The organism is Sphingobium sp. TKS, assembly GCF_001563265.1.
GTDB lineage: Bacteria > Pseudomonadota > Alphaproteobacteria > Sphingomonadales > Sphingomonadaceae > Sphingobium.
Genome location: NZ_CP005083.1, coordinates 1,954,687 through 1,969,556 on the forward strand (window position 1 = coordinate 1,954,687; position 14,870 = coordinate 1,969,556).

The window sequence follows — 14,870 nt, forward strand, 5'->3', positions numbered from 1 at the left end:
CCGATGGCGGCGACGTCGCATGGTCCCGGGACGCCGGACGGCCAGGCTGATGTCGTCGCCTTCCTCGAAGAAGGCAATGCCTTCGAAGGAACGCGCCCGGCGCGCATCGATACCCACTGCGCGACGATTTTCCTCGCCGGCGACCAGGCATGGAAGCTCAAACGCGCGGTTGAACTCGGCTATCTTGATTTCTCAACGCCGGACAAGCGCCACGCGGCGCTCGAGGCGGAGCTTCGCCTCAACCGCAGAAGCGCACCCGACCTATATCGTGGCCTTCACGCGGTCACGCGGGAATCCGGCGGGCTCCTGGCGATCGACGGCACCGGTGACGTTGTCGACTGGCTTCTCGAAATGCGACGCTTTCCCGATGATGCGCTGCTTACTCACCAGGCCGACCGAAACCGCCTCGATGAGCGCCTGCTGATCCGGCTAGCGGACCGCATTAGCGCCTTCCACTCCGCGGCGGAGATTGATCGGACTCGTACGGGCGCGGCATCGTTCCGGCGCGTCGTGGAAGGCAATATCACCAGTATGGCTGCCTTTTCCGATATCCTCGACCCGGACAAGGCAAAGCATCTCGGCGACAGCCTGCTCCAGATCACCGATCGCATGGCGCCGCTGCTCGACAGCAGGGCTCGGGAAGGCCGTGTCAGACATGGTCATGGCGACCTCCATCTCGCCAACATCGCGCTCGTCGATGGTGAACCGACCTTGTTCGATTGCCTCGAATTCAGCGTCGAACTGGCCACCATCGACGTGCTTTATGATCTCGCCTTCCTGCTGATGGATCTCTGGCATCGCGATCTCCACACTGAGGCGAACATTGTCTTCAACCGTTATCTCGACCTGTCGCAGGCGGATGAGAGCGGATTGGAACTGCTGCCGCTGTTCCTGTCGGTTCGCGCCGCGATCCGCGCGCATGTGCTCGCGGCCCAGAGCTTTCGTGCCAGCCGGGACATGATGCTTGCGCGAGAAGCGCGATCCTATCTGGATCTTGCGCTTGCCATGCTGGCGCCGGTGCCGGCACGGCTGGTTGCGATCGGCGGGCTTTCGGGGACCGGAAAGTCCAGCCTCGCGCGCCGGCTTGGCGGCGCACTCGGACACGCGCCCGGTGCGAGGATCCTTCGAAACGACGTCTTGCGCAAACGGCTTGCGGGCCTGTCTCCGGAGGCCAGGCTCCCCCGCGAAAGCTATTCACCGCAAGCTGCCAGGCGAGTTTATGAGACCACCGACACGATGGCCGCGTCGGCGCTCGCGGTCGGTCAGTCCGCCGTGGCCGATGCAGTGTTCGCACAGCCGGTCGAGCGCGGGAGGATCGAAGCCGTTGCGCGCCAGCTGGGCGTCGCCTTCGACGGGATATGGCTCGAGGCACCGGTGGCGGCGCGGCTCGGTCGGGTCGAGACGCGCGCCATCGACGCGTCGGATGCCGACGTTGCCGTAGCTCAGGCCCAATCCGAGCTGGACATTGGCGACCTCGGCTCCTGGCACATCGTCCAGGCCGGCGGATCGCCAGACGAGACGGCTGCCAATGCCCGCCTCACGCTGAAACTCGGCTGAGAAAGCGAGTCCTCGACAGGCCGAGGCGCACGTCGCGTCGCGTGCTCGGGCAGCCTATTGACCCTCGCCGGTAATGACCGTGAGCTGCCTTCCGGTTTCACTCCTGGCGAGGCTATCATTCGTGACCAACACGGTTGTCCCCTCGGTCAGAATGGCTGCCACCGAACGCCGGAATTCCTCAGCGACCCGGAATCGATTCCGGCCATCGGAGATGGCGTCTTGCGCGGGAGATGTGTCCGCGAACAAGGGGATTCGCAACCAGTGAAGCCCGGCGCTGTCGACAGCGCGCAGCGTGTAGGCCGTCGTCCGGTCGGTGCCGGCGTCGGCTGCGATGGACGCCGAACCGATTTGGCGACCATTGCGCAATACCACCATCCGCCGATCCGCGGTGCTGATAACGATGGAGACGGGCCCCGAGGGCGACCGCTCGGGATGCCACGTGAACCCGCCGGGGGGTGGAGCATCATCGATATCGGAGGCGACCGGCCGCAAGGGATCGGGCACTGGCGCAAGGCGAGGAACAGACGACTCGTTCGTGATCACGACGGTCAAGCCGAGCCGCGTGATCCCATAGAGCAGTTTGGCGAAGCCCAGGGGCAAGCGGATGCAGCCATGGGACGCGGGGTAGCCGGGAAGGTTGCCGCCGTGCAGCGCCACACCCCCCCATGTCAGGCGTTGCATAAAGGGCATTGGAGCATCGTCGTAGAGGTTGGATTTGTGATCGATATCCTTTTGAAGGATCGTGAAGATCCCCGTCGGCGTCTCATATCCGGCCTTTCCCGTCGAAACCGTCGACACGCCGATCGGGATCCCGTTTCTGTAGGTGACGGCTCGCTGGTTGGTAAGGCTCACGACGATCAGCACAGGACCCGCCGGAGCGATGTCGGGCGCCCAGATATATTCCCCGGGCTTGAGCCGCTCGACCGCTTCAAGGGCCGACCTCGTGTCGGGCGCCGGTTGCAGCGCGAACAACGGCGAAGATGCGCCAAGCAGCAATGTCAGCATGAGGGCCATGCCGGAATGAGGTCTCCAACTATCGGTCATGCGGCGTTCGTCCAACGTCCTTTGCCTGGGTCACTGGGTTGTCCTTTGCCCTCGCGGATGCTTGCACGGAATTACTCCTCGTCGCGCACGATAGGGTCGGGTCCGACGCACCACTCCGATTCAAAGCTCCGAGGTCTCTCATATCGCTCCTGCCAAACAGAATGTCTCGCAATCGCCGAGGGTGATAAATGATGCCCGCCGCACCATTTCGGCATTGGTATTATCCCCTAGTGACCGGCGCTGCCTCCACCCTTAGCGTTTGCTTTCAAAACGGAATCATAGCGAATGCGAGGAGACCCGCGTGAAATCGATGCTCCTTCACGTCCACCACGATAGCGGCCAGGAGGAGCGGCTTGCCGTGGCACTGGATCTTGCGCGCGCACATCAAGCGCACATCACCTGCGTCCAGGTCACCCCGTTCAACAGCTATGTCATCGGGGACCCCTTCGGCGGCCTCTATGCCTCCTCGCAGCTGCTCGAGGCCCTTCAAGCCCACGACGCTGCAGAGCGCGAGCGCATCGAGCATCGCCTCAAGAACGAAGGCGCTTCCTGGGATTGGGCGCACGTCGACGGAAATCCCGCCGATGCACTGGTCAGCTGCGGACGCCTGGCAGACGTGCTCATACTGAGCCGCCAGAACAAGGGACAGGATGACGCCGCGGAGCCTCTTCCGATCGTCGCTGACGTGGCCGTCCATGCGCGCGCGCCGGTGTTGGTGGTGCCCCCCGGCACAACCTGCTTCATTGCCGATAACCCCGTCCTCATCGCCTGGAACGGATCGATCGAAGCCGCGCATAGCCTGCGCCTGACGCTTTCTTTCCTGCGGCTGGCGACGGAGGTCCACATCGTCACCATCGCAAGCAGTGGTAGCGATTTTCCATCGACCGACGCGAGCCGTTACCTCGCCCGGCATGGCATAGCTTCTCAGCTGCACGAATGGCCCGCGGAAGGGCGGACTATCGCCCAGGCGCTTTCGGACGCCGCGCGAGACCTGGGGGCATCTTCTCTCGTCATGGGCGCTTACGGGCACTCGAGGCTGCGCGAGACGGTGCTCGGCGGCGTGACCCGCGAGCTGCTGTCCGATACGTCCGTTCCGTTGCTTCTGGCGCACTGACCCGTCCAACCGCCGATTGTTCTTGCGCTCCTCGATCAGGACCCTGCGAATGTGGCTGTTGGACAAATTGCTTTCTCGCCTCATCAAGTCCGGCGAGCTCATCCTGTTCGAGGCGGATGGCACCCGACATGACTACGGCTCTCCGCAAGAAGGGCGCCAACCGGTGACGGTCCGGTTCACCGATCGTGGCGCGCCGAATGCCGTCGCCAGAAATCCGCGTCTGGGGGCTGCCGAGACCTGGATGGATGGCAGGCTGCTAGTCGATGGCGACGACATTCTCGGTCTCATCGATCTCGTCCAATCCAACGCAGCGTGGGAGGAGGAGGAAGGCGACGCGTTGCGCGGAAATCTCATAACAAGTCTCGCCTCTTCACTGATGTCCCGGCAGGACCGGCTCAACTGGAAGCGCCGCTCGAAACGCAATGTCGCGCATCATTACGATCTCGACCACCGCCTCTATGATGCCTTCCTCGATTCCGACCGTCAGTACAGTTGCGGTTATTTCAGCGACTTGGCCGCCGGCCTTGAGCAGGCGCAGACGGACAAGAAGGCGCACATCGCCGCGAAGCTTCAACTCAAGCCAGGTCAGCACGTACTTGACATCGGATGCGGCTGGGGCGGGATGGCCCTCTATCTGAACCGCGTAGCTGACGTGGATGTGCTGGCCATCACGCTCAGCGAGGAGCAGCTCGAAATAGCGCGACGGCGCGCTCAAGAGGCAGGGGTGGCCGGCCGTGTGAAGTTCGAGCTGATCGACTATAGAGACCTAACCGGCACATTCGACCGTATCGTTTCGGTCGGCATGTTCGAGCATGTCGGACCACCCTATTATCGGCGCTTCTTCCAAAAATGCCGCACGATGCTGGCGGAGGACGGCGTGATGCTTCTGCATACCATAGGGCGGATGGGCAGGCCTGGCAGCACCGATCCCTTCACCAGCAAATATATTTTCCCGGGAGGGTATATTCCCGCTCTGTCGGAGATCATTCGCTCGAGTGAAGTCATGAAGTTGATCGTCGCCGACGTAGAGACATTGCGGCTCCATTACGCTCATACGCTCGAGCATTGGTATCGCCGAACAGTAGCAGGAAAAGATAGGATCGCAGCGTTGTACGATGCGCGTTTCTACCGCATGTGGACGTTCTACCTGGCCGGTGCGCTCGCAGCCTTCCGGCACGGAGAGCTATGCAATTATCAGATACAATATATCCGCCGCCGCGACGCCCTCCCGATTGTCCGTGACTATATGCTGACGCTTCCGGAGCGAAAATGAGGTTCCGGATCGGCGCCAGAGCGAGAGATATTCACAAGCTGCACTGTGGCGACCTTTCCTGATGCGGCGGGAGCGCAATCCGCTTCCGGATCACCGCTACCAGCGCGCGCCGTGCCTCGGTTCCCGTCCGGCAACGGCTTCCACCTAGCGCCCACCTCCGTAAACACCCGTATTTCGAGCCATTCCGGGATGGCTCACCGTGCCCGAAAGCCAAGGCGCGGCGTTGAGGCGAGCGGAGAGTCGCGCTCGAGCTCGGCGCTGTGCGCGATACCGCCCATGCTGGTGGGCCGGAAATAGCCGCGTAAGGCAACAGGAGGCCGGAACATGTCGAGATCAAGCGCACTCTTCCCCGTCGGTGTCGACTCGCAGGCGGGAACCGGCCACGTCGTCGCATGCCTCGATCGGTCCGAACACGCCGCCGGCGTCGTTTCCCATGCCTTCGCGATCGCCCAGGCGCTCGAAGCTCCGATTACCTTGCTGCAGGTGCTCGAAGCACAGCCCGCCAAGGAGATTAGGCCTGATCCGATCGAGTGGGATCTGCGCCGACATGAAGCGAGGCGCACGCTCGGGAAGCTCGCGGCCCCTCCGGTTCCTGCGAAGACGATCGCCGAGGTCCAACTTGCCGAAGGCGCGACCGCCGAGGAGATCTGCAGATTTAGCTGCGGACAGCCTGATTGCCTTCTCGTGCTTGGCACCCGTGGCGAGAATGGCGCAAGGCAAAAGGGCATCGGCGGCACCGCCCACAATGTTCTCGATCGCGCCCCCGGCTCGATTCTGCTCGTGCCGATCGCAGCGTCTCCGGCGCCAGCACCGACGTATCGGCGCATCCTGGTCCCGCTCGACGGATCGAGTTGGGCAGAAAGCGTCCTTCCGCTTGCGGTGCGGCTTGCCAAAGCGGCGCAGGCCGAGCTGGTTCTCGCGCACATCGTGCCGAAGCCGGAACTCACCGAGACGAGGCCGCTCGAGCCGCGCGATCTCGAACTCCAGCGCAATGTGGTCGAACGAAACGAAGAGACGGCGCGCGGCTATCTCGACCGCGTCCGGACCTATGTTGCAGCGATGGGGTTGAGGGTTCGAACGATTTCGGCGCGTGGCGACGATGTTCGCACTTCGCTGGCCGGGCTGATCCGCTCCGAGTCCGCCGACCTTGTCGTGCTGTCGGCGCGCGGGCATGGCGGGCGGCATCATGCGGACGTTCCCTATGGCAGCGTCGCCGCCTATCTCATGGGCCATTCGGCAACACCAATGCTGATCGTCCGGCCGTCCGGCATGCCCCAGGAGCCCGCCCCATTGAAGACGATCCAGGATACGCGCCTCCCGGCCGTGGGGCCGGCTTGAGGATGGCTGACATTGAAGGTGCGGACCCGATAGTCGCCGCAGCGCACGAGCTTGCGCGCCGTCACCGTCTCGCAGGTTTGACCCGCAAACCGTCAGCGCTCGCTGCCTGGTCCGATCTGCCGGAGCTGCGTGGGTGGCTGAACATGGCGCGCGCCGCCGCAGGTGCCGCTGAGCCGCAAAGCAGCTCAGCGGCCGAATGGCTGCTCGACAACGATTATCACGTGCAGCGCGCAATTCTCCAGATCAAGGAGGACATGCCTGCCCGTTTCTATCGACGCCTGCCCGGGCTCGCAGGCGAGGCGGCGAGGGGCCTTCCTCGCATTTATACGCTGGCCCACGGGTTGCTCCACGCTTCCCATCTGCAGGTGTCGCTCAACACCGCCATCCTGTTCATGGCACGCTATCAGGATGACGAACCGTTGAGCATCGCCGAGCTTTGGGCATTTCCGGCGATGCTCCGCCTGGCCTGTCTCGAGATTCTGATCATCGGCTTCGGCCGCATCTTCCCGGATGTGACGCCGCCGTTCGAAGTCGGCCCCGACGCCGCCTTGTCCGCGGCGGCGGACGACACCGAATGCGTCTCGCGCGCGATCGCCAATCTCGCGGTCATCTCGACGATTCAATGGAAGGAGTTTTTCGACAAGACGAGCCGGGTAGAGGCGATCTTGAGGCGCGATCCCGCCAAGGTCTATCCGCACATGGATTTCGACACCCGTGACCGTTACCGCCACGCGATCGAGCAGCTGTCGGATCATGGCGGATTGCCCGAATGGGAAGTTGCCGAGCGGCTGCTCGTGCAATGCCGAGCCGATGACGAGGTGGCGGCCGATCACGTCGGCTACTGGCTGGTCGGCGACGGCCGACCGGCATTCGAGGACGCGATCGACGTCCGGCCGCTGGCGCTGGAGTCGATCGGCCGAAGACTTTTGCGCTATCCAGCCGCGCTATATACGGCAGCGCTGTTCCTGGCCGGCTTCGTCAGCTTTCTCGTTCCCGCTCTCTACCTCGCCTTGGTCGAGGCGACCGCGACCGGCTGGCTTCTGGGCATCGCGCTTACGACGCTCCCGGCTACGATCCTGAGCGTCACCCTCGTCAACTGGATCGCGACATCGCTTGTCTCGCCGCGTGTCCTGCCGAAACTCGACTTCGAGAAGGCGATCGCCGACGATTGCCGTACGGCGGTCGCAATGCCGGTTCTCGTCGGACATGCGGAGGATGTCGCTGCGCTTCTCCAGCGCCTGGAAGGCCATTATCTCGCCAACCCCGACCCAAGGCTGCAATTCGTTCTGCTGAGCGATTTTGCCGATGCGGACGAAGCCAGCGTTCCGGGCGATGCTGATGTCGAGGCGGCGCTGACCAATGGCATCAAGCGCCTCAACGACACCTATGGCAGCGCGGGCAACGGTCCGTTCCACGTGCTGCACAGGCCGCGTCTCTATAATCCTGCCCAGTCGGTCTGGATGGGGTGGGAACGCAAGCGCGGAAAGCTCGAGCAGTTCAACGGCTATGTTCTGCGCGGGGATCTTGCCCCTTTTTCGCTTACCGAAGGCCGTATCGAGGCGCTGCGCGCGGTACGGTTCGTCGTCACCGCCGATGCCGACACCCGCCTGCCGACCGGTGTGGTCAACCGGATGGTGGCGACGCTCGCCCATCCGCTGAACAAGGCGCGTTTCAATCCGCGGACCGGGCGGGTGGCCACCGGCTACACGATCCTCCAGCCCCGCGTCGAGATTGCCCCGGAAACCAGCGGACGGTCGCTGTTCACCCGTTACTTTGGCGGTGATACGGCCATCGACATCTATTCGCGCGCCGTGTCCGACGTCTACCAGGACCTGTTCGGCTCGGGCATCTATGTCGGCAAAGGAGTCTATGAAGTTGCTTCGTTCGAGCGCAGCGTCGAAGGACGAATTCCCGAAAACAACCTGCTCAGCCACGATCTGTTCGAGGGACTCCATGGCCGCGCGGCGCTCGCCAGCGACATCATCGTCTATGAAGGCTTCCCCTCCGGCTATCTCGAGTACCGCAGACGATGGCATCGGTGGGTACGCGGCGATTGGCAGCTGCTGCCCTGGCTTTTTCCCTTTGTCCCCGGCCGCGGCGGAACGCGCCTACACAACCGTCTCACCTGGTTCGACCGGCTCAAGATCTTCGACAATCTGCGCCGCAGTCTCGTTCCGCCCAGCCTCGTCGCTCTCCTGCTGGGCGGATGGTTCGTCCTCGGCGGCAGCCCCTGGATATGGACGCTTCTCGCGATCGTCGCACCGGCGGCCTATCTCTTCACGGATGTCGTCACCGGTCTGGCGCGCGGCCGGCGGCGCGGCGTTCTCCAGGGGGTGCTGCGACGCCTGGGCGACGAACTGGGGCGATGGGCGCTCTCGATTGCCTTCCTGATCAGCGATGCAGCCATCGGACTCAATGCCATCCTGATCACGCTCTGGCGGCTCGGCACCGGGCGCGGGCTGCTGGAGTGGACATCGGCAGCGCACACGACCGCGCATTTTGCCACGCTCGACCCGCGTCGGGCCGCCTGGCGCGAGATGTGGGCGTCACCCGCATTCGCGATCGCGGCCGGCTCGGCATTGGCGCTCCAACATGCGGCGGCGCTTCTGCCCGCCGCGCCGCTCCTGCTGCTGTGGCTGCTCGCGCCTGAAATCGCCTACCGGATCAGCCGTCCGCGGCGCCCATCGGTCGAGACACTCGGCGCCGACGACCGCCTGTTCCTGCGCAGCATCGCGCGGCGCACCTGGCTGTTCTTCGAAACCTTCGTGAGGCCGGAGGACAACTGGCTGCCGCCCGACAATTATCAGGAGCCGCCCGAGGAGGAGATCGCCCACCGTACATCGCCGACCAATGTCGGGATGATGGTGCTGTCGATGTTGACGGCATGGAAGCTGGGGCACATCGGCGCGACCGATCTCGAGACGCGGCTGCGAAATGCGCTGGATGCCCTGGATCGTCTCGAGCGCTACCGGGGGCATATGCTCAACTGGTATGACACACGCTCATTGCAGCCGCTCGAACCGCGCTACGTCTCGACCGTTGACAGCGGCAATCTTGCCGTCAGTCTCGTCGTCGTGAGCGAGGCGTGCGGCGAAGCCGTGCGGGGACCCGTGCTATCAAAGGCGTTGTGGTCCGGCCTGGACGACACGCTTGCTATGCTCGCGGGCGCCCTCGCAGCCGATGGCTTCGATGGCGATCATGCCTGTGGCACGCTTATCGCTGCGATGCGGCACTCAGCCTCCCTAGCGGCTGACGATGGGGCCGGCTGGACCGATCGGCTGGACGCGCTTGTCGATCGCGATTTTCCCGAGCTTCAGGAGCGTATCCGGAAAGGCGTTGCCACTGCGGGGACGCTGCAGACGAAGATCATCCGCGATGTTCAGGTGTGGCTCGAGCGGGTCGAACATCATCTGCACAGCATGCGCCGCGAGGTGGGGATGTACCTCCCCTGGCTGCCGCTGCTGGCGCGCGCGCCGGCCGATTGCGCAGAGATCGCCACCCGGATAGCGACGGCGCTGGCCGGCGAGCGTGCGTCCGCCGAAGTCGAGACCGCATGCGCGCAGGCGCGTGCGCCGCTCGACGAGTTCGCTCGTTCTCTCGACCCTTGCGAGGCGAAGACCTGGGCGGAAGAACTTGACTCGGCTCTCGACCGAGCGGCAGGGGCGCACAGGGCGATCCACGATCGGCTGAACGGCATTGCCCAACGAGCGCGCGATTGGGCGGCTGGCATGAATTTCAGCCTGCTCTTCGATCGCAGCAGCCGGCTGTTTCATATCGGCTACAATGTCACGGCCGACCGGATCGATCCGCACCATTATGACCTGCTCGCGAGCGAGGCGCGGCTGGCGAGCTTCTTTGCCATCGCCAAGGGCGACGTGCCTCCCGAACATTGGTTCTTCCTCGGGCGTCCGATTACCAAGAAGGCCTCCGGGCTGTCGCTGGTCTCGTGGAACGGATCGATGTTCGAATATCTCATGCCGAATCTGTTCCTGCGAAGCGATCCCGAGACGCTTCTGGGCCAAAGCGACCGGACCGCCGTTGACCTTCAGCATTCTTACGGCGCTAGCCACGGCATCCCGTGGGGCATCTCGGAATCCGCCTTCGCCTCGATGGGCCCCGATCGCGTCTATCGCTACCATGCTTTCGGCGTCCCCGGGCTGGGCCTTCGCCGTGGGCTCGCCCGCGACCTGGTGGTGGCCCCTTATGCGACCGTGTTGGCGCTCGCCGCGCGAACGACAATGGCGGTCCGCAATCTTCGCGAGCTGGCCGGGCTAGGCCTGGTCGGGCGATATGGCTTCTATGAAGCCGCCGACTTCACGCCCGAGCGCGTGCCGGAGGGAGAGCGCTTTGCGGTCGTCCGATCCTATATGGCGCACCATCACGGGATGAGCATGGCGGCGCTCGGCAATGCGCTGTGCGGGGACATGTTCGTCCGCTGGTTCCATGGCGATCCCCATATCCGAACGATCGACCTGCTCCTCAACGAGCGCATTCCCTGGGAACTTCCGCCCGAGATTTCGCGGATTGAAATCCGCGAGCCGCAGCCGGTCGCCGAGGGGGCCATCCCCCGCCTGCAGCCGTGGATCCCCGAGTCCATCGGTGGCACGATGCCGCTGCATGCGATCGGCAATGGCCGACTGACCAGCCGCATGGCCGTGAATGGCGGCGGTGGCCTTTCCTGGCAGCGCTATGCGCTCACCCGCCCCGATCGGATGGCTGGCGATGCTGGGCTCTGGATCTATGTGCGCGACAGGGAGAGCGGCGCTCTCTGGTCGGCGACGCCGGAGCCGGTTCGCGCGCCGGCGACCGATGCGCGCATCGTCTTCCAGGCGCACCAGGTGGAATATCATCGCCGCGACCATGACATCGCCCTGAACATGGTCGTCGGCATCCCGCACGGGGATGATCTGGAAGTGCGCCGGATCACGGTCGTCAACGAGAGCGATCGACCGCGAACGCTCGATTTCACGAGCTATGCCGAGGTCATGCTCGCACCCCCGCTCGACGCTGCGCGTCATCCGGTATTCAGTAAGCTCTTCGTTGGCAGCGAACTGCTGCCCGGCACGAACGGGCTGCTGTTCACCCGCCGACCCCGCGATGCGGGCGAGCGGCCGCCCGTGCTGCTTCACAGGGTGATCGCCGACGACAAGGGCTTCAGGCCACGTGGCGTTGAAACCGACCGCGCGGCCTTCTTGAAGCGCCATGGCGATCAGGGGAGCCCAATGGCGATGCAATCCGATGAACTGGGCGGCACCACCGGCTGGACCCTCGATCCGATCCTGGCGATCCGCGCCGAGGTGCAGCTTCCGCCACATGGGCGGCGCGAACTCGCTTTCGTCACGATCGTTGCCGGCTCGCGCGAATCCGCCGTGGAGATCTCGGAACGCTACGCAACCTTGACGGCGCTCGAATGGGCAATGAGCGACGCCGTGGCGGATACGGCGCGTGAGATGCATCAACTCGGCCTGCCGCCCGACCGCGTGCCCGACGCGCAGAAACTGCTGTCCGCTCTGCTCCAGCCCGTTCCGGCGTCTGCCGATAGCCAGGGCGCGCTTGCTGCCGATCATCATGGCCGAGGCGATCTCTGGGCGCTCGGAATATCGGGCGACAATCCCATTCTGCTGGTGCGCGCAGGCGATGGCGAGCGGACCGCATTGCTACGGTTTCTTGCCGCGGCCCAGCAGCTATGGCGGCGGCGTGGAATCGCGATCGATCTCGTGATCATGCATGAGGGAGCGGCGGGCTATCTCGAGCCGGTGCGCGAGCGGCTGATAGAACTGCTCCGGGATACCGGCGTTCAGGAACAACTCGGGCAAAATGGCGGCGTCCACCTGGTCGGGATCGGCCACGCCGACGCCGACCGTGGCCGGTTTCTGGAGCGCGCCGCGCAAATCATACTCGATGAGGCGGCCGGCGCGCTGCACGATCAACTTGCGGGTGCCGATTCTGCCCAGCGCCGCAGCCCGCGGTTCGAGCCGGTCGGCGGGATCGGATCGCGGTCGACGTCATCCATCGCGATTGCCGCACCGGGGGAGCTGACATTCGAGAATGGCCTGGGCGGGTTCACGCCGGAGGGCGATACGTATGTGATCCATCTCGCGCCCGGCGAGGCCACCCCCGCACCTTGGTCCAATGTTCTCGCCAATGACGGCTTTGGCACGATTGTCACCGAAGCCGGCCTCGGGTTCACGTGGGCAATCAACAGCGGCGAGAACCGTCTGACTCCGTGGAGCAATGATCCCCTCAAGGATCCTCAGACCGAAATCCTTTATCTGCGCGACGAGGAGAATGCGCGCCTGTGGACCCCGACGCCGGAGCCTGCCGGAGCCGGGTCCGCCTGCAACATCCGGCATGGGGCCGGGTATACGAGCTGGGAAAGTGCCAGCGAAGGCCTGGATCAGGAGCTTGTCGTCTTCGTTCCGGTCGACGATCCGGTCAAGATCGTTCGGCTGCGGCTTCGCAACCTCCTGCCGCAGGCCCGCCGGATCACGGCCACCTATTATGCCGAATGGCTGCTGGGCGCGGTTCAAGGCGAGCCGGCTCCGCTACGAACCGCGGAATATGATGCCGAGGCCCATGCACTGATAGCGAACAATCACTGGAATGACGAGTTCGGCGACCGGACGGCCTTCCTGACGAGCACTCGTCCTCCACACAGCCTCACGACGTCTCGGCTGGATTTCCTGGGCCACGACGGCAACTCGCGCCGTCCCGAAGCGCTGCTCAACTGGGATCTTGGAGGGTGCCAAAGTTCAACGGGTGCCGACTGTTGCGGTGCCTTTCAAGTTCATCTCGACCTGGCACCGGGAGAAAGCAGCGATGTCGTGTTCATACTGGGCCAAGGAGATCACCAGGCCCATGCAAAAACGCTGGTTCGACGGTGGCAGGATCCGGCCGAGGTCGAGCGCGCCCTCCAGGAATGCCGGGATGATTGGGACAGGCGGCTGGGCGCCGTCACGGTGAAGACGCCGGATCCCGCGTTTGACACACTCGTCAACAGATGGCTCCCTTACCAGACCACCAGCGGGCGTTTACGGGCTCGCGCGGGCTTCTATCAGGCCAGCGGCGCGTTCGGATATCGCGATCAGCTTCAGGACGTGCTCGCCTTGCTTCATGCCGACCCCGACCTGGCACGCCGGCACATTCTTGCAGCCGCAGCACACCAGTTCGAGGAGGGTGACGTCCTCCACTGGTGGCATCCGCCGCTGGACCGGGGTGTCCGGACACATTGTTCGGACGATATGCTGTGGCTGCCTTATGTCACGGCCGCCTATGTGGAAGCCACGGGCGACGCCAGTCTTCTCACTGAAGACGTGCCCTTCCTGCGCGGACCTCCGCTCGCCAGCGATGAGCCTGACCGCTACGCGCGGTTCGACGTCACCGAAGAGCGCAGAACCTTGTTCGAGCATTGCGAGCGTGCGCTTGAATGGGGCCATCGGCTCGGAAGCCACGGACTACCGCTCATCGGGAGCGGCGACTGGAACGACGGCATGAATCGCGTGGGGGATCAGGGCCGCGGTGAGAGCGTCTGGCTGGCATGGTTCCTGATCGCCACGATCGATGGCTTCGTCGGCCTCTGTAGCCGGCTGGAACGCAGCGATCTGGCTGAACGCTGGAAGCCCCGGGCGGCTGCGCTGGCCAAGGCGGCCGAGCAATCCGCCTGGGATGGCGAGTGGTATCTGCGGGCCTTCGACGACGACGGTCGGCCATGGGGCTCGGCTACCGATACCGAGTGCCAGATCGATTCGATCGCTCAATCCTGGGCGGTGCTGTCGGGCGCCGGCAGTCGCGAGCGGATCGCGCGCGCCATGGCCGCAGCCCAGCAGCATCTGGTACGCGACGACGACAGGCTCGTCCGGCTTCTCTCGCCTCCGTTCGATACCACGCCGCGCGATCCCGGCTATATCAAGGCCTATCCGCCCGGCATTCGCGAAAATGGCGGCCAATACACGCATGCGGCCGCCTGGCTCGGCATCGCGCTGGCCCGGCTCGGCGACGGCGAGGGAGCGATGCGGGTCTTCGACCGCATCAACCCGATCAACCAGACCCGGTCGGCCGAAGACGTCGCGCGGTATCGGGTCGAGCCTTATGTGGTTGCCGGCGATGTCGGCGGTACTCCCCCGCATGTCGGCCGTGGGGGCTGGAGCTGGTACACGGGCGCTGCCGGGTGGACATGGCGACTGGCGGTCGAGGAGATATTGGGACTGCGGCTGGCCGAAGGAAGGCTTCATCTTGCGCCTTGCCTGCCAGCGAAATGGCCGTCCTTCGAGGCGACCATCACAAGGGCGGCGGGCAGCCTGCATATCCGTGTCGAGAATCCCGAGGAACTTAGCTCAGGAGAGGCGCGCATCGCCGTCGATGGCGCGGATTGGCCCTCGGAGGGAATTCCCTTTCCGCGGAAGGGCGAAACCCGCGAGGTGCGATGCCGGCTGACGCGCCGTGCCGCCTTGGCGTCCTGAATCTGCGGCTTGTCGACAAACCGATTGCTGGCAAGGCTGATACCAGAAGCATGTGCCCTTATCGCGCGCTTCGTGACCGCTGACG

General features: G+C 64.5%; 6 protein-coding genes. 5 read left to right on the top strand and 1 reads right to left on the bottom strand.

Annotation, left to right across the window (positions count from 1 at the left end; genetic code table 11):
• The first annotated feature begins 3 nt into the window (after positions 1-3).
• Entirely contained in the window at positions 4-1,557 is a 1,554-nt protein-coding gene (locus K426_RS09800) for a bifunctional aminoglycoside phosphotransferase/ATP-binding protein (protein WP_066556377.1), read from the top strand.
• A 54-nt stretch (positions 1,558-1,611) separates the two neighbouring features.
• Here K426_RS09800 and K426_RS09805 read toward each other — a convergent pair whose 3' ends face one another.
• On the bottom strand, positions 1,612-2,571 hold the full coding sequence (locus tag K426_RS09805) for a L,D-transpeptidase (RefSeq protein WP_237230013.1): 960 nt from the start codon (positions 2,569-2,571) through the stop codon (positions 1,612-1,614).
• A gap of 340 nt (positions 2,572-2,911) precedes the next feature.
• On the opposite strand from K426_RS09805, the gene K426_RS09810 reads away from it, so the two are divergent.
• The 4 genes from K426_RS09810 to K426_RS09825 all read left to right on the top strand — a co-directional run bounded on the left by K426_RS09810 (position 2,912) and on the right by K426_RS09825 (position 14,785).
• Positions 2,912-3,715: a universal stress protein gene (locus K426_RS09810; RefSeq protein WP_066561599.1), complete on the top strand. Its 804-nt coding sequence runs from the start codon at positions 2,912-2,914 to the stop codon at positions 3,713-3,715.
• A 49-nt stretch (positions 3,716-3,764) separates the two neighbouring features.
• On the top strand, positions 3,765-4,988 hold the full coding sequence (locus K426_RS09815) for an SAM-dependent methyltransferase (RefSeq protein WP_066556379.1): 1,224 nt from the start codon (positions 3,765-3,767) through the stop codon (positions 4,986-4,988).
• 324 nt (positions 4,989-5,312) lie between these two features.
• Entirely contained in the window at positions 5,313-6,326 is a 1,014-nt protein-coding gene (locus K426_RS09820; protein ID WP_066556380.1) for a universal stress protein, read from the top strand.
• Between the two features lie 2 nt (positions 6,327-6,328).
• The gene (locus K426_RS09825; protein WP_066556382.1) at positions 6,329-14,785 is read left to right on the top strand and encodes a GH36-type glycosyl hydrolase domain-containing protein; all 8,457 of its coding nucleotides are present in this window, start codon (positions 6,329-6,331) and stop codon (positions 14,783-14,785) included.
• Positions 14,786-14,870: the final 85 nt, after the last annotated feature.